The following is an 18992-nucleotide window of genomic DNA, read 5'->3' as shown; positions in this document are numbered from 1 at the left end:
ACTTGTCAATCCATTAGCTACGAGAAGTCACGGCTAGCACTGAACATGTACCCATAATTATGATACTGCATTGACATGACTAATCCAATCCCTATCATGTTCCCAATCAAGGCAGATCCACCTTGACTGACGAATGGCAATGGAATACCAGTCAATGGTAATAGTCCAATACTCATACCAATATTTTCAAATACGTGGAATAAAATCATCATGATAATTCCAGTTGAAATGTATGCATAGTAGACGTTCTTAGTCTCAAAAGTAACCTTAATCATTCGATAAATTAAAACGAAGTAGATACCAATTAAAACTAAACCACCGATGAAACCAAAGTTTTCACCGATAACTGAGAAAATCATATCGGATTCTCGAACCGGAACGTAAACGTGAGATACGTTAAATCCAGTTCCACCGAATCCTCCGGAACCAACGGCCTTAATACTTTGCCATAATTGGTAACCGGAACCAGCTAGGTTTTCAGGATTTGATGGGTCCAACCAATCGTTAACACGATCAAATTGGTAAGATTGGAACCCTAATGCTTCCAAAATCTTTCTACCACCGCTAGTGATAACTAAAATTAAAGCAGTCCCACCAATTGTTGCGAATGCAGCAACTCCAGGAACAATGATTCTCCAAGTAATTCCAGATACAATCACTAATCCACCAAGCATGGCGAAGAAAACAAGCATTGTACCGAAATCATTTTCAATTTTTAATAATACACAGATTGGTAATGTCCATAGGATCATCTTACCCAATAGTAGTGCATCTGTTTTTAATGTGTGAACAGCGTAGTTTCTGTTATGTTCAACAATCACTCTTGCCAACATAACCACAAACGCTGGCTTCATAATTTCAGCTGGTTGGAAGGTCAACGGACCTAATTGGAACCAACTCTTGGCCCCTGTTTGAACAAAGTAATATCTACTGTACAAAACAAGTAACGATGCCAGTAACGTTAATGCTCCCCAGTAAATAATTGGTGCCACTTTCCATAATTGTTCAGAATCAAATTGCATGATGATTATGATTATTACAGTTCCAATTGTATACCATACCAGCTGCGTAATCATTTGCTTCACGATTGTTCCGGAATATGAATCATGATTTACGGCAACGTATATCGCACCAACACCAATCAATGCTAAAAGGGCCACACAAATTATGATTGTCCAATCTAATCGAGAAGAATTGCTATCATTGTCACTATTAAACACTGCAAATCACCTCTAAATCATTTTAGCCCTTGTGTAAGTTGTATTGGCTAATTAATAATTCAATTCCTTCGTCTAAGGATTTTGCTTTAAATACATTGTCTTCATCAAAGACAGCTTCGAACTTTTCTTCATCCATTTGACGGATAAAGCCAACTTCTTGCTTACCAACGAAAAGAACTTCGCGTTCTTCACCGTTAACTTTTTGTGTATCTAAAGTAACTTCAATATTTTTCTTTCCCTTTGACATTTTGTCCTCCTAAAAATAAAAGTAGTCGATTCAAATATTTGATCGACTACTTTAAATTCATAGAACGTCGATAATCTTTCGACGCCCTCTTATTTCTAAAAATAGTAAAATGATCAGAAACCGGATCATAACCACCTTTGACAAAAGGATGACAACGTAAAATCCGTGCACACCCCATTACAAAACCTAATAATGCTCCGTGCTTTCTGACAGCATCGATCATATAAGTAGAACATGTCGGATAATAACGACAAGAGGCCGGTAATAGTGGTGAAATAAATCGTTTGTATCCCATCACCATCTTTATCAGTAACTTTCTCATCAGTTATCACTTTCTTATATTAATCTTTATTTTTTGCTTTCTTGTTTGTTGATATGTTCAAGTAATGCACCGGCACCCTTAGCAACATTATCTAGAGGACTTTCAGAAATTAACACTGGCACAGTTAATTCTTTTGAAACTGCGTGATCGATACCTCTTAATAAGGCACCCCCACCAGTTAGCATGATTCCTCTGTCAACAATATCAGAAGCTAATTCAGGAGGAACTACTTCTAAGACATCCTTAGCAGCATCAATAATTTGGTTAACAGTATCTTCAACAGCCTTTTGTACTTCTAAACTGTTTAGAGTAATAGATCTTGGCATACCACCTAATACATCTCTACCACGAACTTCCATTTCTCTTACGTCAGTTTCATTTGGATCTGCAGTACCAATGGTAATCTTGATCTTTTCGGCAGTGTGTTCACCGATAACCAATCCATGTTTATCCTTTATGTAAGAAACGATATCACTATTCATTACATCACCGGCTACACGAATGGACTTACTTGCAACAATATCACCTAATGATAACACGGCGATGTCAGATGTTCCACCACCCATGTCAATTACCATGTTTCCTTTTGGTTGGAAAATGTTCATTCCGGCACCAATTGCGGCAACTTTAGGTTCTTCTTCGATGTAAACTTTACCACCACCTGATTTTTCAGCAGCTTGAATAATTGCTTTTCTTTCGATGTTAGTAATGTTTGTTGGAGCACAAATCATAGTCTTTGGTTTTGACATGAAACCTTTAACGTTCAACTTGTTGATAAAGTATGTAAGCATCTTTTCAGTTACATCAAAATCAGAGATAACCCCTTCTTTAAGTGGTCTAATTGCACGAATGTTACTTGGTGTTCTACCAACCATTCTGTATGCTTCAGAACCAACTGCTAATAATTTGTTTGTCTTAATATCTACCGCAACAACAGATGGTTCGTTTAACACGATTCCCTTTCCTGTTACGTAAATTAAAACATTGGCAGTACCTAAGTCAATGCCGATATCTTTTACCATTTCTCTCTTCCTCCTGAGTTAACTCATATGTTAAATATTATATCATATCACTCTATAATTGATTTTACTTTTGTGAAGTTTTACTAAATGAGATTTCCTCATCATCTTTCATGTCAACTCTCTTGATGTCAGCACCTAATTTGGCTAACTTAACATGAAAATCGTAATATCCACGATCTAAGTATTTTAGGTTTCTAACGATAGTAATACCGTCAGCAACTAGACCAGCTAAAACAAGTGCCGCAGCAGCTCTCAAATCAGTTGCAGCAACTTCTGCACCACTAAACTTAGTTGGTCCGTTTAAGACCACACTCTTCCCGTTGATTCTAAACTTAGCGTTCATTCTAGCTAGTTCATCCAAGTGCATGAAACGATTTTCAAACACTGTTTCAGTCAACAAACTACTGCCTTGAGCAGCTAATTGTAGAACAGTCATTTGAGGTTGCATGTCTGTTGGAAAACCTGGGTATGGGAGTGTCTTTACGTCAACAGGCTTTAATTCGTCTGGACCAATAACACGAATACCATTTGATTCTTCCTTAACTGTTACACCCATTTCTTGCATCTTAGCGATTAATGGTTGGTTGTATGATGTTTCAGCATCTTCAATCAAGATGTTACCGCGTGTTAACGCAGCAGCTACCATGAAAGTACCTGCTTCAATACGGTCTTGTAGCACACTGTGATCGACACCATGTAGCTTACTTACACCCTTAATCTTAATCTTGCTAGTACCTGCACCCATAACATTAGCTCCCATCGCATTTAAGATGTTTGCTAGGTCAACGATTTCAGGTTCTTGTGCAACATTTTCGATAATGGTCTGACCTTCTGCTAATGTGGCAGCCATCATAATGTTTTGAGTAGCTCCAACACTTGGGAAATCCATATAAATTTCGGCACCCTTTAGACCGTTTTCAGCAAAAGCTTCGACGTATCCATCGTGTTGTTCAATTTTGGCACCTAGCGCTTCAAAACCTTTCAAATGAATATCAATTGGACGAGAACCAATTGCACATCCACCAGGCAATGCAACCTTAGCATGACCTAATCTGGCCAATAGTGGTCCCATTACTACGATTGATGCTCTCATCTTTGAAACATATTCTAATGGAGCTTCGTATGAGATTTGGTTGGTAGCATCAAAACTCATTTGATTCTCATTAGTGTTAAAGTCAACTTTTAAGTTCAAGAAGCGTAAAACTTCTTCCATTGTATATACGTCTGATAATAGTGGTACGTTATTTAAAACTGTTTTCCCTTCACTGGCTAAAATGGTAGCAGCCATTATTGGTAGGACAGCATTTTTTGCACCTTCAATGTGGACGTTACCGGCAAGGCGTTGGCCTCCCTTAATCACGATTTTATCCACTGGTAACCCTCCAGTAATTTCAATTTTAATGATTTATTGTCATGTTTATTACCCATATAAAGAAAGATCCTGACACATATCCAATACAGATAGATAATAGAATTATTAAAATTCGGTACTGATTAATGTGCATTTTGACATATCTCTCTAGATGAATATCATTTAAACTCCAAAAAGCTAATCCAATAAAGAATAATTGAATAGCTAAATCTAAGAAAGAATTAATATTTGATGATTCCATAATATCTCCATTCTTTATAGCAACTATAACATAAAATTTTCATTTTGTCTTTCTAATCTTCACTAACTATATATTAATTTGTTTTTTATTTATGTATCAAAAAAGGTCTGCATTAAATGCAGACCTCTTTCTTAATGTTTAGCAACATGAATTCGGTTAATAGCTCTTCTTAAAGCAACTTGGTTTCTTAGGATTTCTTGGTTATCATGCTTTTGTCTAGCGATTTCCAATGCCTTTTGAGCACGGTCTCTCGCAGCAGCGGCACGATCAACGTCGATATCCCCTTGCTTTTCGGCACTATCTGCAATAACAGTTAAGTTATTGTTTGAGAATTCAACGAAACCACCGTTAACGGCAATTTCATCTACATCTGAACCGGATTTTACTTTTACTTCGTCAACTTCCAATGAAGCTATTACGGGAACATGATTAGGCATAATTCCTAATTGACCACTCTTGGTTCTAACAATAACCAAGCGAGCATCTTCACGTTCATATACCTTACCATCAGGAGTAACGATACTAACGGTTAATACTGAGTTGTTATCAGCCAATTAGAACCCTCCTTAGTTGTTTTGCTTCATTTTTTTAGCATTTTCAACTACGTCTTCAATAGGTCCACAGTTTCTAAATGCATCTTCAGGAAGATCATCATACTTACCATCTAGGATAGCTTTGAAACTTTCAACAGTCTTGGCAACTGGAACATATCTACCTGGTAAACCAGTAAATGTTTCAGCAACACTAAAGCTTTGTGATAGGAAGAATTGGATACGACGTGCACGACCAACAATGGTCTTTTCTTCGTCAGATAATTCATCCATACCTAAGATAGAAATGATATCTTGAAGTTCATGGTATCTTTGCAATACTTGTTGTACTTCGGTTGCAACCTTGTAGTGTTCTTCACCAACAATTGATGGATCTAGAGCAGCTGATGTTGATGCCAATGGATCAACAGCTGGGTAGATACCTTGTTGAGTTAATGAACGTTCCAAGTTGGTTGTTGCATCCAAGTGAGCGAAAGTAGTTGCAGGAGCAGGGTCGGTGTAATCATCGGCAGGAACGTAAACGGCTTGAATTGAAGTAATCGCACCCTTCTTAGTTGAAGTGATACGTTCTTGCAATTGACCCATTTCAGTAGCCAATGTAGGTTGGTAACCTACGGCTGATGGAATACGACCTAACAATGCGGAAACTTCAGTACCGGCTTGAGTAAATCTAAAGATGTTATCGATGAACAATAGAACATCGGTACCAACTTCGTCACGGAAGTATTCCGCGATAGTCAAACCAGTTAAAGCAACACGCATACGTGCTCCAGGTGGCTCGTTCATTTGACCATATACCATGGCTGTCTTGTCCAAGACACCTGAACCTTTCATTTCAAAGTACATATCGTTACCTTCACGAGTACGTTCACCAACACCGGTGAATACTGAGATACCGTTATGTCCTTGAGCAATATTATGAATTAATTCTTGAATTAAAACAGTTTTACCAACTCCGGCACCACCGAACAATCCAACCTTACCACCACGAATGTATGGTGCTAGTAAATCGATAACTTTAATACCGGTTTCTAGAATTTCTGCAGATGGATTTAATTGATCGTAACTTGGAGCTTGTCTGTGAATTGGCCAACGTTCTGTATCGTCGCCAAATTCAGGACCACCATCAATTGGTTCACCAAGAACGTTAAATACACGACCTAGAGTGTTTTCACCAACAGGAACTGAAATAGGAGCTTTAGTATTTTCAACTTCCATTCCACGACGTAAACCGTCAGTTCCGTCCATGGCGATAGTTCTAACAACACCGTCACCTAATTCAAGGGTAACTTCTGTAACTAAAGTTTCGTTATCGTCTTTGTGTACACGAAGAGCGGTGTTGATGTCAGGTAATTCAACGTCCGTTGGGAATTCAACGTCAACGACTGGTCCAATAACTTGAATAATCTTACCAGTACTCATTTTCGTTAATTCCTCCCGTCATATTAGTGCTTCAAAGCTTCTTGACCACCGACAATTTCTGTAATTTCGGTAGTGATAGCAGCTTGTCTTGCACGGTTATATTGTAGTTCTAATCTAGAAATAAGATCTGATGCATTGTCTGAAGCAGATTGCATAGCAGTTGAACTTGATGAATGTTCTGAAGTCTTAGCATCAAGGATTGCTCCGAATACTAAACTTTGTGCGTATTGAGGTAATACAACCTTCAATACAGCTGATTCGTCAGGTTCAATTTCATATTCAGCACTAAAGTCATGTGCCTTAATGTCTTGGCTTGATTCTTCTTCAAATGCTTCGCTATCCATTGGTAGCATTTTTTCAGCTCTAAAAGTTGAAGAAATACGGTTAACAAAGTGTGTGTAGCAAACGTATAACTTGTCAAACACACCATCTTCAAACATTGAGTTTGCAGTCTTAACGATTTCTCTAACTTCAGCGAAAGTAGGAATATCAGAAACGCCACGGTATTCATAAGCCACGTTTACATTACGGTTCTTATAAAAGTCAGCACCATTTCCACCTACAGCTAAAATCATATAATCATCAGGATTTGGAGTGTGTTCTTCAATAAAGTTATTAGTTTCTCTAATCACATTACTGTTGTAACTTCCTACCATTCCACGATCAGATGTAATAACTAGGTATGCTGTCTTACCAGACTTGTGGTCAGACGCATTACTTGAGGAATTAATTTTGTCTAACAAATGAGACTGAGCTAAATGCATTACAACAGCCTTAACACGAGAAACATATTCCTCGTAATTACTGGTATGCTTTTGAATACGGTTTAACTTTGCAGTAGAAACCATTTGCATCGCAGTAGTAATTTGACGTGTATTTCTGGTTGATGCAATACGATGTTTAACATCATTAATAGATTCAGCCATTAGTTCTCACCATCCTTCAAGCTAGTTATTTTGTGTTTCTTCTTGCTTACTTGGAGTGAATGATTTAGTAAATTCATCAACTGCATTTGCTAAAGCATCACCTTCTGGTAACTTACCAGTGTTTACAATTGTATCTAGTAAGTCACTGTGTGAAGCGTCGAAGAAGTTGAATAATTCAGTTTGGTAACGTTGGATATCATCAACAGCAATGTTGTCTAAGTATCCGTGAGTCAAACTAAATAGAATAAGTACTTGTTTTTCGACAGGTAGTGGAGCGTGAAGAGGTTGTTTTAGAACTTCTTCAGTACGAGCACCACGGTTCAACTTAGCTTGAGTTGCATCATCCAAGTCTGAACCGAATTGAGCAAAGGCTTGTAGTTCATGATATGAAGCTAGGTCAAGTCTCAAAGTACCTGCTACTTGTTTCATCGCTTTAATTTGAGCATCCCCACCAACACGAGAAACTGATGTACCAGCATCAATGGCTGGACGAGTTCCTGAATAGAACATGTCTGAGTTCAAGAAGATTTGACCATCAGTAATTGAAATTACGTTGGTTGGAATGTAAGCTGAAACGTCCCCTGCTTGAGTTTCAACAATTGGTAGAGCAGTCATTGAACCGCCACCTAATTTGTCTGATAACTTAGCAGCACGTTCTAGTAAACGTGAATGGGTATAGAAGATATCACCAGGATATGCTTCACGACCAGGAGGTCTACGAAGAATAAGTGATAGTTCACGGTAAGCGTTGGCTTGTTTTGTTAAATCATCGTAAACGATCAAAACATGCTTACCTTGGTTCATAAAGTATTCACCAATAGCTGCACCAGCGTATGGAGCAATGTATAGTAATGGAGCTGGTTCAGAAGGACCGGCTGACAATACGATTGTGTAATCCATTGCGCCAAACTTTTCTAGAGTAGCAACTTGTGAACGGACAGTTGAGTCCTTTTGTCCAATCGCAACGTAGATACAAATCATATCTTGATCCTTTTGGTTCAAGATAGTATCAACAGCGATTGAAGTCTTACCTGTTTTTCTATCACCGATGATTAATTCACGTTGACCACGGCCAATTGGAACTAACGCATCGATTGACTTAATACCAGTTTGTAATGGTTCAGAAACACTTTGTCTGTCCATGATACCTGGAGCTTTCTTTTCAATAGGACGAGATGATTCAGTCTTGATATCACCCTTACCATCAATTGGTTGACCTAATGAGTTGATGGTTCTACCCACCATTTCTTCTCCAACAGGAACTTCCATGATTTTACCGGTACGTTTAATAGTTGCACCTTCACGAATATGTGTACAGTCACCTAAAACAACAATACCTACATCGTTACTTTCAAGGTTTTGAGCCATACCATAGATTCCGTTTTCGAATTCAAGTAACTCACCAGACAACGCATTATCTAAACCATGAGCACGAGCAACACCGTCACCAACATAGGTAACAACCCCTGTTTCTTCAACAGCTAGGTCATCCTTGTAACCGGATAATTGTTGCTTGATTAGAGCACTGATTTCTTCAGCATTAATGCTCATAAAAGTTTCACCTCTTTGATAGATATTGTTATTAACTCAATAGAAGTTTTTTAATGTTGTTAATTTTTGTCTTAACACTTCCATCAAAAATAACGTTCGATGATTTTAGAATTACACCACCGATTAGACTTTGATCAACTTTGTTATCTAGGATAACTTCGTTGGCACCTACACGCGCCTTAAAGACGTCTGCAAGTTTTTGCTTTTGTTCGTCGGATAGAGGAACTACAGATAGTGCATCAGCATGAACAATCTTATTCTTTTCATTGTAAGAACGTTCAAATTCTTCCACAATCAAAGTAAATTCATCCATTTTGTTAGCACCTAATAAAACTTTTAAAAGGTTCTTAACAAATTCGACGTCAGAATTGTCAATCAAAGGTTTGATTAAACTTTCTTTTTTGTCTTCTGGAAAGCTTACATCAGTTAAAACTCGACTTAGTGATGAATTATCATCAAAAACTTGTTTGATAGATAATAATTCACTCAAACCGGCTTCAACTTGATTTTGGTCTTCAAGCACTTCATAAAGTGCTTTTGAATAGCGTTTTGCGAATGTGATTTTATCTAGCATCTTGCTTCCCCAACCCTTCAATATAAGAATCAATCAATGCCTTTTGATCGTCAGCTTTTAATTCTTTTTGAATGATCTTAGAAGCAATTTCAATAGATAAATTGGCCACATCATTTTTGGTGTTTGCTAAAGCATCTTTACGTTCTTGTTCAATATCTTTTTGAGCAGAAGTCTTGATACTTTGAGCATCGTTTCTAGCAGTTGTGATAATTTGGTCACTTTGTACTTGAGCAGATTGCTTGGCGTTATTAATAATGCCAGTTGCATCTTCTCTAGATTTTGCTAAGGCGTCTTCACGTTGCTTTGCTAAATCTTCAGCGTCCTTACGTGACTTTTCTGCAGAATTGATGTCGTCGGCAATCTTGTTAGCACGTTTTTCCATCATTTCTGATAATGGCTTCCATGCAAATTTCATGATAAGAATCATCAAGATGATGAAAACAAGAGCTGTAAAGATCATGTTACCGTAGTACAATCCACCACCATCAGTCACAGCGACAGTTGGCAATAATGAATGTGAAAGCATCTATTGACACCTCCTTAATTGAGAATAGAAGAATTACTTTACCTTTATATTATTATTTAGCCATGTATACGAATGATAGAACTAAAGAAATAATAGGTAGAGCTTCGACCAAACCAACACCGATAAACATGTTAGTTCTTAATTGACCAGTCATTTCTGGTTGTCTAGCCATTCCTTCAATAAATTTAGAAATAACGATACCATCACCGATACCCGCACCAATAGCGGCACCAGCCATAGCAATACCAGCAGCTAATACACCCATGGTAAATCCTCCTTATATAATAAATAAAATTATTCCTCAGGTTGAATCTTTTGAGAAATGTATACGAATGTTAAGGTTACAAATACGAATGCTTGAACACTTCCGATAAAGATTGAGAATGCTTCCCAAATCATTGCAACAAGTACGGATGGGATGTATCCCAATACACCGTAACCTAGTGCTAATTTAGATAGCAATCCTAGAAGTAGTTCACCTGCGAAAATATTACCATATAGACGCAAACCAAGAGTTAGGAAGTTAGCTAACTCTTCGAAGACATTCAATGGCAACCATAACTTAAATGGCTTCAAGTATGTACTTGAGAAGTAACCCTTGAATCCAAGCTTTGAAACTCCTGCGAAATGAGCCCATGCCAACGTGATAGCGGCCAATGTCAAAGTGACAATTGGATCTGACGTTGGACTTTTAACATAGGCAACCCCATTGTAATCAATTTGGAAAAGTAGTCCCATTTGGTTAGAAATGAAGATGAATACGAATAGTACGAAAGCAAATAGGCCGTAAACCTTGGCTTTAGCACCTTCAACAGAAGTGTTAACAATTCCGTTGGTGAAATCAACAATCATTTCAAGCAAGTTTTGTTTTCCTGATGGAATCACTTGTAGCTTTCTAGAACAAATGAATACGAACAAGAATACGAAAACTGCGGCAACCGTAACGGAAACCATGTTTCCAATATTGAATGTAAGCCCAAATAGCTTAAATGTGGATATTGGATCATTCACAGATTATCACCCCTTTTCGCAACCTAAGCATACTAAACATTAATGTTACATTAATTCACATTAACGATAGTTTTAACTCTTAAGATGATGTATTTCTCTTTCAAAATACAATAAGATAGTACCACCATTCAGGCTTCATTTCAAAATAAAATAATTATTTAACTGTTTTTTTACAAAAATTACAATTTGTGCTTTACAAATTGTAAAAAATGTATCTTAGACTTTTAGTATAAAGTTATACATAAATAAAAAATCCATCACAAAAAATGATGGATTTTTTATTTTATTTAGTTCCGAATAGACGATCTCCGGCATCACCTAGTCCGGGTACAATGTAACCGTTTTCTAGATGATCATCTAACGCAGCAGTATAAATATCTACGTCACCATGGGCTTTTTGAAGCGCTTCCACACCTTCGGGAGCAGCTACCAAGCACACAAATTTAATATTACTTTCGTCGACACCACGCTTAATTAAAGCGTCGATTGCCATGATGGCAGAACCACCGGTAGCAAGCATTGGATCAACAACAAAAATTTGACGTTTGTCAATATCACTTGGCAATTTCACAAAGTATTCGTGTGGTTCTAAGGTCTCTTCATCACGATACATACCAATATGACCTACCTTAGCGGCAGGGATTAGGTCCAAGATACCGTCTACCATCCCGATACCGGCACGAAGAATTGGCACAACAGCAACCTTCTTACCTGATAGTTGCTTTGCATGTGCAATACCTTGTGGAGTTTTTACATCAACATCTTCTAGTGGCATATCTCTAGAAACTTCGAAAGCTAACAATGAAGCAATTTCATTTACAACTTCACGAAATTCTCTAGTTCCACAATTTTCGTTTCTAATAATAGTTAATTTGTGTTGAATCAATGGATGATTCATTACTTGAAATTTTCCCATGATTAATCTCCTTTAATCAAAAATTGGATGTGATTGGGTTAATTGGGATACTTCTTCTTTTACTTCGTTTAAGACATTTTCATCGTCATGATTTTCAATTGCACGTGTTATCATCTTTGCAACTTTACGTGAATCTTTTTCATCGAACCCTCTAGAAGTAATCGCAGGAGTTCCTAATCTTAATCCACTTGTAACAAATGGACTTAGTTTCTCATCAGGAATTGCTTCCTTATTAGTTGTAATATTAAGTGAATCTAATAGGATTTGAGCTTCTTTCCCATTTAATTCAGTGTTGGTTAAGTCTAAGACCATCAAATGGTTATCGGTACCACCAGATACCACCTTGATAGTATCACTGTTGTTAAATTCGTCAGCCATAGCAGCTGCATTTTTAATAACTTGTTTTGAGTATTCTGTAAATGCTGGTTGCAAGTCTTCAAAGAAACAAGCAGCCTTACCAGCAATCACGTGTTCCAATGGTCCACCTTGTGATCCTGGGAACATTGCAGAATTAATCTTTTTAGCATATTTTTCGTTAGACAAAATCATTCCACCACGAGGTCCTCTTAGAGTCTTGTGAGTGGTTGTAGTTACGACATCGGCAATTCCGATGGGACTTGGATGTAATCCGGTAGCAACTAGTCCAGCAATGTGGGCCATATCTACCATTAAGTAGGCGCCAACTTCGTCGGCAATTTCTCTGAACTTGTTCCAGTCGATGATACGGCTGTAAGCTGAAGCACCAGCAACAATAATTTGTGGTTGAACTTCCTTAGCAATTGCTAAGATATCATCGTAGTTAAGACGTTCAGTCTTTGGATCTAGGCCGTATGAGAATGATTGGTAAATCTTACCTGAGAAGTTTACCTTAGCACCGTGGGTTAAGTGACCCCCAGCGTTTAGGTCCATCCCTAAAATCTTATCTCCAGGCTTCAAAAATGCTGAGTACACAGCTTGGTTAGCTTGTGAACCTGAATGTGGTTGAACATTAACATATTCAGCCCCAAATAACTTCTTTGCACGTTCAATCGCTAATGTTTCTGATTTATCTACAAATTCACACCCACCGTAGTATCTCTTACCAGGATACCCTTCGGCGTATTTGTTAGTTAAAACAGAACCTTGTGCAGCCATCACAGCGTTTGATGCAATGTTTTCTGACGCAATTAGCTCAATTGTGTTTTCTTGACGAGTTTGTTCATTCTTAATTACATCCCATAATTCTTTGTCTTCATTTTGGTAATCGTATTTCATGACAGAAGTGCCCCCTCAAAAGTTACGTAACTATTTATTAAAATGTTTTTGTCCAGCAGATTTATTCAATCTGTTCATATATGCTTCACCAATGCCTTGATTTGCAAAACCTTGGGTCAAGATTGATTTTACTTCCTCTTCATTGTCAAAATGTCTTAGTCCTGCAAATAAAGCATGACTTGCTGATAAGACGGTATCTCCTAATGAAAATGTTTCGACATTATCAGGCCAATCAATATCGTTTAAAACAGTATCAGTTGCCATGACTCCAACAGTATGATCTTGTTGTGATGCCCACTTAGCTGCTTCTTTGAAGTCGCTTGTGGAATCGACAATATAGACTTGAGCTGATGGTGCGTAGTGCTTGTACTTCATTCCTGGAGCCTTTGGAATTTGGCTAGCGGATAAATGTACTCGTTCATCTAGCACAGGTTTGTTGATAATTTCTTCGATTTGTTCGGCTGAGATAGCACCTGGTCTTAAAATTGCGGGTCGATCAGTCGACATATCTAAGACAGTGGATTCAACACCATATTGGCATTCACCGTCATCTAGAATTCCTGCAATCTTACCTTTTAAATCATGGTAAACATGCTTGGCCAAGGTAGGACTTGGTTTTCCAGATGTGTTAGCAGATGGTCCCACAATTGGCACCCCTGATTCCCTGATTAATGATAAAGTGACATCATTGTTAGGGTTTCTAAATGCTGCAGTATCTAATCCACCGGTAACGGTTTTAGATAATACATTGTCTTTCAAATTAAAAATGATGGTTAATGGTCCAGGCCAAAATGTATTAATTAGCTTCTTTGCCTCATCAGACAATGGTTGTGCATATCTTTCAACCATTTCTGGGCCGTCAACATGGACGATTAAAGGATTGTCGCTTGGACGTCCTTTAGCCGCGTAAACTTGCTTAACCGCATCTTCATTAGTTGCGTCTGCCCCTAAACCGTATACCGTTTCAGTTGGGAAAGAAACTAGCTTTCCATCGACGATATCTTTAGCGGCTGCAGCTAAATCATCTGCAGTGTAGATTTTTGTGTCCATAAATAAATACATCCCTCCCTAATACTTTACTCGAATCATCCTTGGATTACCGAAGAAGTCTTTACGACTAGTGACTTCGCATCCCGGAATTAACTCAGTAAAAATCTCGGTTACTGCTTCAGTTTGTTTAAACCCAATTTCAAGATATAAACTGCCGTGTACAGTGTCCTTCTTTATTTTAATATATTCTGCGATTTTTTGATACATAAATAAGCCATTATTTTTTGCAAATAACGCTTCTTTTGGTTCGTGTTCTATGACACTTTCATCCATATACTTAATCTCATCTTCGGAAATATAAGGAGGATTACTGATAATTACGTAATAATCTTCGGAAATAGCGTTAAACAAATCACTCTCGATGAACCTAACGTTCGTTTTGTTAATTTCATTGTTCAAACCGGCTACCTGTAAGGCTTTTGCGGAGATGTCAGCAGCATCTACCTGCCAGTCTGGATGTTCCTTGCTAATCGAGATGGCAATAGCACCACTTCCGGTTCCCATATCGAGCACTTTTAAGTCTTTTTGATTGGCAAAATCAGTCAATAACCACTCTACTAACTCCTCTGTTTCAGGGCGTGGAATTAGTACTCTATCATCGACTTTAAAACGATTACCGTAAAACTCAGTCTCACCGATGATGTATTGAGCCGGTTGGCCATTTAAATATTGGTCAATCCAATCAAAGTATCTTTTGATGTCTTCTTGTTTCATTTCGTCACGATAATGTAACAATAAGTGGGTATTATCGAAGCCAAACATTTCCATTAAGAATATTTTAGCGGTCTCCTCATCTAAATTTTTTTCGGAGATAAGAAAAGAAGCCCTCTTCTGGGCTTCAAAATAAGTCATATTATTCATTCTTTAGTTGCTCCAACTTTTCGGTTTGGTCAGATAGAATCAACGCGTCAATGATATCTTCTAAGTCACCATTCATAACCTTATCTAACTTGTTAACTGTCAAACCAATACGGTGGTCAGTAACACGGTTTTGAGGATAGTTGTAAGTTCTAATTCTTTCTGAACGATCACCAGTACCCACGGCTGATTTTCTTTCAGCGTCATACTTATCTTCTTCTTGTTGTTGGTAATAATCGTATACACGTGACTTCAACACTTGCATTGCCTTAGCACGGTTTTGTTGTTGTGAACGTTCATCTTGCATAGCAACAACGATACCTGTAGGCAAGTGGGTCATTCTAACCGCTGAAGAAGTCTTGTTAACGTGTTGTCCACCGGCACCAGATGCACGGTAAACGTCAGTCTTGATATCCTTTGGATCGATTTCTAAGTCAACGTCTTCTGCTTCTGGCATAACACCAACAGTAGCAGTTGAAGTATGGATACGACCAGCTGATTCAGTTGAAGGAACACGTTGAACACGGTGAGCACCGTTTTCAAACTTCAACTTAGAATAGACATTATCACCTTGAATCATGATGGCGATTTCCTTAAATCCACCAACTTCGGTGTCACTTTCATCAATGATTGATGTCTTCCAGCCTTGGCTTTCAGCGTAACGAATGTACATGTTGTATAGGTCAGCGGCAAATAAACTACCTTCATCCCCACCAGCAGCACCGTGGATTTCCATGATGATGTTCTTGTCATCATTAGGGTCCTTAGGTAATAGCATAATCTTGATTTGTTCTTCAAGTTCAGCCTTTTGTGGTTCTAGTTCACTAATTTCACTCTTAACCATTTCATTCATGTCGTCGTCTAGCTTTTCAGCAAGCATGGCCTTGTCGTCTTCTAGTTGTGAGACTACGTCCTTGTACTTGTTGTAAGCAGCAACAACTTCTCTTAGACTACCTTCTTCTTTAGATAGTTCCATGAAACGTTTTGTATCTGCGATAACTTCTGGGTCACTGATCAATTCGTTTAGTTCATCGTATCGATCAACTACTGATTGCAGCTTTTCAAATATTTCATCCATTAATTATTCCTCACTTTCCCATTTCATCCAAAGGTGGGTTGAAATAATGCTTACGACATACTGGGTAGTATGATTCATTTCCACCTACTTGAATTTGTTCACCTTCATATACTGGTTGATTGTCATGGAAACGAAGGTTCATTGTAGCCTTGCGACCACAGAACCAACAAATAGTCTTCATTTCTTCAATCTTGTCAGCATACAACAATAACGCTTCAGATCCTTCAAACAACTTGTTTTGGAAGTCATTTTTCAAACCAAATGCGATTACTGGAATCGATAGTTCATCGACAATCTTTGCTAATTGTAAGACGTGAGCCTTAGTCAAAAATTGGGCTTCGTCAATTAAGATACAACTAGCATCTGGGTCAATTTCTTTGACCATTTCAAAGCAATCAGAATCCGCTTCAATAACATGTGCACTTCTGCTTAATCCTACTCGGGATGCAACAGTACCTCTTTCTTCCCTTGTGTCCAATGCACTTGTCATGATTACGACTGATTTACCTTGTTCTTCATAATTATGAGCAACTTTGATGATTTCAATGGACTTTCCACTGTTCATTGCCCCGTAGCGATAATATAGTTGTGCCATGATTAAACTCGCTTTCTGTATTTTTTCATTTATTATTATAGCTGATTTATGAATTAATTTCGACAGTTCCAAAGAATTTACATCATTTTACTGAAATAATGCAATTATTCGGTCTATAATAGTAAAGTATGATAAAATTTTGTGTATTAATTAATTAAGGAGTACAAGCAATGTCTATAAGAAGCGAATTTGCGACTTTTGCGGGTAAGTCTTCATACTGGTTTTTACATACCTTTATGAACGGAGGAAGTTCTCTTCCTGGAAAGATTACCACCGCAATTGATCCAGCGATTTTAAAACATCTAGGTCAAAACTATGACATTATTGTGGTTACTGGTACTAACGGAAAAACCCTAACCACTGCACTTACTGTTCAAGTGCTAAAACAAAAATACCAAAACGTTGTTACTAACCCATCTGGTTCTAACATGGAACAAGGTCTAGTAACTACATTTCTAAAAGCTAAAAATCCTAAGACCAACCGTCCACTTGCTGTCTTGGAAGTCGATGAAGCAAACGTTATTAAACTAACTAAGTACGTTAAACCAATCGCCTTTGTCTTCACTAACATCTTCCGTGATCAAATGGATAGATATGGTGAAATCTACACTACCTATAAGAAGATTATTGATGGTGTCAAACTAGCGCCAGAAGCCACTATCATCGCCAATGGTGATGCACCAATCTTTAACTCCGTTGATTTACCAAATCCAAAGATTTACTACGGATTCAAGAATCATGATAACGAAGATAACTTCAAGGCGGAACCAAATACTGATGGTGTCTTATGTCCATTATGTCAAAACATCTTGCACTACCACTACATCAGTTACGCCAACTTAGGTAACTATTTCTGTGAACACTGTGGTTTCAAACGCCCAGAACTAACTCATGAATTAACTAAACTAGGTGCATTAACTCCTAACTCATCTGACTTCACTGTCGATGGCCAAGATCTATCAATTGGAATTGGCGGAATATATAACATCTACAATGCCCTAGCTGCTTATTCAGTTGGCCGTTTCCTAGACGTTGATCCAAAGGACATCGCTAACTCATTTACTGCCAACGAACGTGTCTTTGGTCGTCAGGAATTAATCGACATCAATGGTAAGGAAACTACATTAGTATTGGTTAAGAACCCTGTTGGTCTAAACCAAGTTATCGATACCATCTCAAAGGAAAAAGATGACTTCTCACTAATCTGCCTACTAAACGCCAACTACGCTGACGGAATTGACACTAGTTGGATTTGGGACGGTGAATTTGAACGCTTCACCAAGATGCCAATCAAGAAGTTCATCACCGGTGGTGAAAGATACAAGGACATTACCTTTAGATTCAAGGTTGCCGGTGTGGATGAAAACATCCATGAAGTGCAACCTAACTTAGAAAAGGTAGTCGAAGAAATCCCTACTCTACCAACTAAGAAGGTTTACATCCTAGCTACCTACACTGCAATGCTTCAATTAAGAAAAGACTTTGCAGAAAAAGGTTACATTAAGGGAGGTATGGAATAATGACCAAAGAATATACATTACACATTGCCCATCTATACGGTGATTTGATGAATACCTACGGTGATTTAGGAAATATCTTAGTTCTTAAATACTATGGAAAGAAAATGGGCATCAACGTTGAATCACAAGTCGTTAGTTTAGACGAAGACTTCAAATCTGATGACTATGACATCGCCGTATTCGGTGGTGGACAAGATTTTGAACAAAGCATTGTTTCAAAAGACTTCCAAACTAAAAAAGATGAGATCAAAAAGTTCATCGATTCAGATGGTTGCTTGTTAGCTATCTGTGGTGGTTACCAACTTCTAGGTAAGTACTACATCGACGCTGAAGGAAACAAGATTCCTGGTATCGGCGTATTAGACCACTACACTGAACAACAACACGACAACCGTTTCATCGGTGACATCAAGATTAAGAACAAGGAAACCGGTGAAGTTTACCACGGTTTCGAAAACCACCAAGGTGTTACTTACACCGGAAATGGCGAACGTCCATTAGGTGACGTTGAACAAGGTTACGGTAACAACGGTACCGATCAAGCTGAAGGTGCAATCTTCAAAAACGTTTACTGCACTTACTTCCACGGTCCTATCCTAGCTAGAAACAACATCATCGCAAAACACATCTTAATCAAGGCATTGAAGCGCCGTTACCCTAACGATGACTTCTCTGCACAAGAAAAGATTGACGTTTCAGAATCATATTAATAAACAAAAAGACGGATACATTAAGT

At 38.0% G+C, this 18992-nt stretch carries 22 protein-coding genes; 2 read left to right on the top strand and 20 right to left on the bottom strand.

The window, feature by feature from the left end:
* Positions 1-17: 17 nt before the first annotated feature.
* From RZ55_RS02365 to RZ55_RS02280, 20 genes are all read right to left on the bottom strand, one after another.
* Positions 18-1220, bottom strand: a complete 1203-nt coding sequence (locus RZ55_RS02365; protein WP_041152742.1) for an FtsW/RodA/SpoVE family cell cycle protein — start codon at positions 1218-1220, stop codon at positions 18-20.
* 22 nt (positions 1221-1242) lie between these two features.
* Complete coding sequence (locus RZ55_RS02360) at positions 1243-1467, bottom strand: DUF2969 domain-containing protein (RefSeq protein WP_057175664.1); 225 nt, start codon at positions 1465-1467, stop codon at positions 1243-1245.
* A gap of 46 nt (positions 1468-1513) precedes the next feature.
* The gene (gene yidD, locus RZ55_RS07165; RefSeq protein ID WP_080997686.1) at positions 1514-1789 is read right to left on the bottom strand and encodes a membrane protein insertion efficiency factor YidD; all 276 of its coding nucleotides are present in this window, start codon (positions 1787-1789) and stop codon (positions 1514-1516) included.
* 26 nt (positions 1790-1815) lie between these two features.
* The gene (locus RZ55_RS02355) at positions 1816-2811 is read right to left on the bottom strand and encodes a rod shape-determining protein (protein ID WP_054483173.1); all 996 of its coding nucleotides are present in this window, start codon (positions 2809-2811) and stop codon (positions 1816-1818) included.
* 64 nt (positions 2812-2875) lie between these two features.
* A complete protein-coding gene (murA, locus tag RZ55_RS02350) occupies positions 2876-4183 on the bottom strand; it encodes a UDP-N-acetylglucosamine 1-carboxyvinyltransferase (protein WP_054483171.1) in 1308 nt (435 codons plus the stop codon).
* Positions 4184-4208: 25 nt separating this feature from the next.
* Entirely contained in the window at positions 4209-4424 is a 216-nt protein-coding gene (locus RZ55_RS07160) for a DUF1146 family protein (protein ID WP_080695557.1), read from the bottom strand.
* A gap of 131 nt (positions 4425-4555) precedes the next feature.
* Positions 4556-4978 (bottom strand): F0F1 ATP synthase subunit epsilon, encoded by a 423-nt coding sequence (locus tag RZ55_RS02345; RefSeq protein ID WP_034532079.1) that lies wholly within the window; start codon positions 4976-4978, stop codon positions 4556-4558.
* A gap of 12 nt (positions 4979-4990) precedes the next feature.
* The gene (gene atpD / locus RZ55_RS02340) at positions 4991-6397 is read right to left on the bottom strand and encodes a F0F1 ATP synthase subunit beta (RefSeq protein ID WP_053792574.1); all 1407 of its coding nucleotides are present in this window, start codon (positions 6395-6397) and stop codon (positions 4991-4993) included.
* A 23-nt stretch (positions 6398-6420) separates the two neighbouring features.
* Positions 6421-7323, bottom strand: a complete 903-nt coding sequence (locus RZ55_RS02335; RefSeq protein ID WP_034534727.1) for a F0F1 ATP synthase subunit gamma — start codon at positions 7321-7323, stop codon at positions 6421-6423.
* A gap of 21 nt (positions 7324-7344) precedes the next feature.
* A complete protein-coding gene (gene atpA / locus RZ55_RS02330) occupies positions 7345-8874 on the bottom strand; it encodes a F0F1 ATP synthase subunit alpha (RefSeq protein ID WP_034534729.1) in 1530 nt (509 codons plus the stop codon).
* 31 nt (positions 8875-8905) lie between these two features.
* Complete coding sequence (atpH, locus tag RZ55_RS02325; protein ID WP_057175663.1) at positions 8906-9448, bottom strand: ATP synthase F1 subunit delta; 543 nt, start codon at positions 9446-9448, stop codon at positions 8906-8908.
* Positions 9438-9974 carry a F0F1 ATP synthase subunit B gene (atpF, locus tag RZ55_RS02320; RefSeq protein ID WP_041152750.1) on the bottom strand — a complete coding sequence of 179 codons (537 nt, stop codon included), beginning with the start codon at positions 9972-9974 and terminating at the stop codon, positions 9438-9440. The genes atpH and atpF overlap by 11 nt, the downstream gene beginning before the upstream one ends.
* Before the next feature lie 52 nt (positions 9975-10026).
* The gene (atpE, locus tag RZ55_RS02315) at positions 10027-10239 is read right to left on the bottom strand and encodes a F0F1 ATP synthase subunit C (RefSeq protein ID WP_041152751.1); all 213 of its coding nucleotides are present in this window, start codon (positions 10237-10239) and stop codon (positions 10027-10029) included.
* Positions 10240-10268: 29 nt separating this feature from the next.
* Entirely contained in the window at positions 10269-10928 is a 660-nt protein-coding gene (gene atpB / locus RZ55_RS02310) for a F0F1 ATP synthase subunit A (RefSeq protein ID WP_057175698.1), read from the bottom strand.
* Between the two features lie 340 nt (positions 10929-11268).
* A complete protein-coding gene (gene upp / locus RZ55_RS02305; RefSeq protein ID WP_034534733.1) occupies positions 11269-11901 on the bottom strand; it encodes a uracil phosphoribosyltransferase in 633 nt (210 codons plus the stop codon).
* 12 nt (positions 11902-11913) lie between these two features.
* Positions 11914-13155 carry a serine hydroxymethyltransferase gene (gene glyA / locus RZ55_RS02300; RefSeq protein WP_057175662.1) on the bottom strand — a complete coding sequence of 414 codons (1242 nt, stop codon included), beginning with the start codon at positions 13153-13155 and terminating at the stop codon, positions 11914-11916.
* A 30-nt stretch (positions 13156-13185) separates the two neighbouring features.
* A complete protein-coding gene (locus tag RZ55_RS02295) occupies positions 13186-14205 on the bottom strand; it encodes an L-threonylcarbamoyladenylate synthase (protein ID WP_057175661.1) in 1020 nt (339 codons plus the stop codon).
* An 18-nt stretch (positions 14206-14223) separates the two neighbouring features.
* Entirely contained in the window at positions 14224-15066 is an 843-nt protein-coding gene (prmC, locus tag RZ55_RS02290; RefSeq protein WP_057175660.1) for a peptide chain release factor N(5)-glutamine methyltransferase, read from the bottom strand.
* Positions 15059-16141: a peptide chain release factor 1 gene (gene prfA, locus RZ55_RS02285; protein WP_034534741.1), complete on the bottom strand. Its 1083-nt coding sequence runs from the start codon at positions 16139-16141 to the stop codon at positions 15059-15061. Before prfA ends, prmC begins: the two co-directional genes overlap by 8 nt.
* 10 nt (positions 16142-16151) lie before the next feature.
* Entirely contained in the window at positions 16152-16736 is a 585-nt protein-coding gene (locus RZ55_RS02280) for a thymidine kinase (protein WP_081034487.1), read from the bottom strand.
* A 170-nt stretch (positions 16737-16906) separates the two neighbouring features.
* On the opposite strand from RZ55_RS02280, the gene RZ55_RS02275 reads away from it, so the two are divergent.
* Both RZ55_RS02275 and RZ55_RS02270 read left to right on the top strand, forming a co-directional pair.
* Positions 16907-18256 (top strand): Mur ligase family protein, encoded by a 1350-nt coding sequence (locus tag RZ55_RS02275; protein WP_057175659.1) that lies wholly within the window; start codon positions 16907-16909, stop codon positions 18254-18256.
* Positions 18256-18966 carry a type 1 glutamine amidotransferase gene (locus RZ55_RS02270; RefSeq protein WP_034532051.1) on the top strand — a complete coding sequence of 237 codons (711 nt, stop codon included), beginning with the start codon at positions 18256-18258 and terminating at the stop codon, positions 18964-18966. The genes RZ55_RS02275 and RZ55_RS02270 overlap by 1 nt, the downstream gene beginning before the upstream one ends.
* Positions 18967-18992: the final 26 nt, after the last annotated feature.

The sequence above is a fragment of the Apilactobacillus kunkeei genome (genome assembly GCF_001421115.1).
Lineage (GTDB): Bacteria > Bacillota > Bacilli > Lactobacillales > Lactobacillaceae > Apilactobacillus > Apilactobacillus kunkeei_F.
The sequence above is the reverse complement of the archived record's forward strand: the minus strand, read 5'-3'. Positions and strand labels throughout refer to the sequence as shown.

What these genes read in the sequence shown, in the direction of transcription:
- RZ55_RS02335 (WP_034534727.1), bottom strand. Translation starts at nt 7,323, where the DNA reads ATGGCTGAATCTATTAATGATGTTAAACATCGTATTGCATCAACCAGA.
- RZ55_RS02275 (WP_057175659.1), top strand. Translation starts at nt 16,907, where the DNA reads ATGTCTATAAGAAGCGAATTTGCGACTTTTGCGGGTAAGTCTTCATAC.
- upp (WP_034534733.1), bottom strand. Translation starts at nt 11,901, where the DNA reads ATGGGAAAATTTCAAGTAATGAATCATCCATTGATTCAACACAAATTA.
- atpF (WP_041152750.1), bottom strand. Translation starts at nt 9,974, where the DNA reads ATGCTTTCACATTCATTATTGCCAACTGTCGCTGTGACTGATGGTGGT.
- atpD (WP_053792574.1), bottom strand. Translation starts at nt 6,397, where the DNA reads ATGAGTACTGGTAAGATTATTCAAGTTATTGGACCAGTCGTTGACGTT.
- atpB (WP_057175698.1), bottom strand. Translation starts at nt 10,928, where the DNA reads ATGGTTTCCGTTACGGTTGCCGCAGTTTTCGTATTCTTGTTCGTATTC.
- glyA (WP_057175662.1), bottom strand. Translation starts at nt 13,155, where the DNA reads ATGAAATACGATTACCAAAATGAAGACAAAGAATTATGGGATGTAATT.
- RZ55_RS02360 (WP_057175664.1), bottom strand. Translation starts at nt 1,467, where the DNA reads ATGTCAAAGGGAAAGAAAAATATTGAAGTTACTTTAGATACACAAAAA.
- RZ55_RS07160 (WP_080695557.1), bottom strand. Translation starts at nt 4,424, where the DNA reads ATGGAATCATCAAATATTAATTCTTTCTTAGATTTAGCTATTCAATTA.
- RZ55_RS02295 (WP_057175661.1), bottom strand. Translation starts at nt 14,205, where the DNA reads ATGGACACAAAAATCTACACTGCAGATGATTTAGCTGCAGCCGCTAAA.
- atpE (WP_041152751.1), bottom strand. Translation starts at nt 10,239, where the DNA reads ATGGGTGTATTAGCTGCTGGTATTGCTATGGCTGGTGCCGCTATTGGT.
- RZ55_RS02280 (WP_081034487.1), bottom strand. Translation starts at nt 16,736, where the DNA reads ATGGCACAACTATATTATCGCTACGGGGCAATGAACAGTGGAAAGTCC.
- yidD (WP_080997686.1), bottom strand. Translation starts at nt 1,789, where the DNA reads ATGAGAAAGTTACTGATAAAGATGGTGATGGGATACAAACGATTTATT.
- RZ55_RS02355 (WP_054483173.1), bottom strand. Translation starts at nt 2,811, where the DNA reads ATGGTAAAAGATATCGGCATTGACTTAGGTACTGCCAATGTTTTAATT.
- atpH (WP_057175663.1), bottom strand. Translation starts at nt 9,448, where the DNA reads ATGCTAGATAAAATCACATTCGCAAAACGCTATTCAAAAGCACTTTAT.
- prfA (WP_034534741.1), bottom strand. Translation starts at nt 16,141, where the DNA reads ATGGATGAAATATTTGAAAAGCTGCAATCAGTAGTTGATCGATACGAT.
- atpA (WP_034534729.1), bottom strand. Translation starts at nt 8,874, where the DNA reads ATGAGCATTAATGCTGAAGAAATCAGTGCTCTAATCAAGCAACAATTA.
- RZ55_RS02270 (WP_034532051.1), top strand. Translation starts at nt 18,256, where the DNA reads ATGACCAAAGAATATACATTACACATTGCCCATCTATACGGTGATTTG.
- prmC (WP_057175660.1), bottom strand. Translation starts at nt 15,066, where the DNA reads ATGAATAATATGACTTATTTTGAAGCCCAGAAGAGGGCTTCTTTTCTT.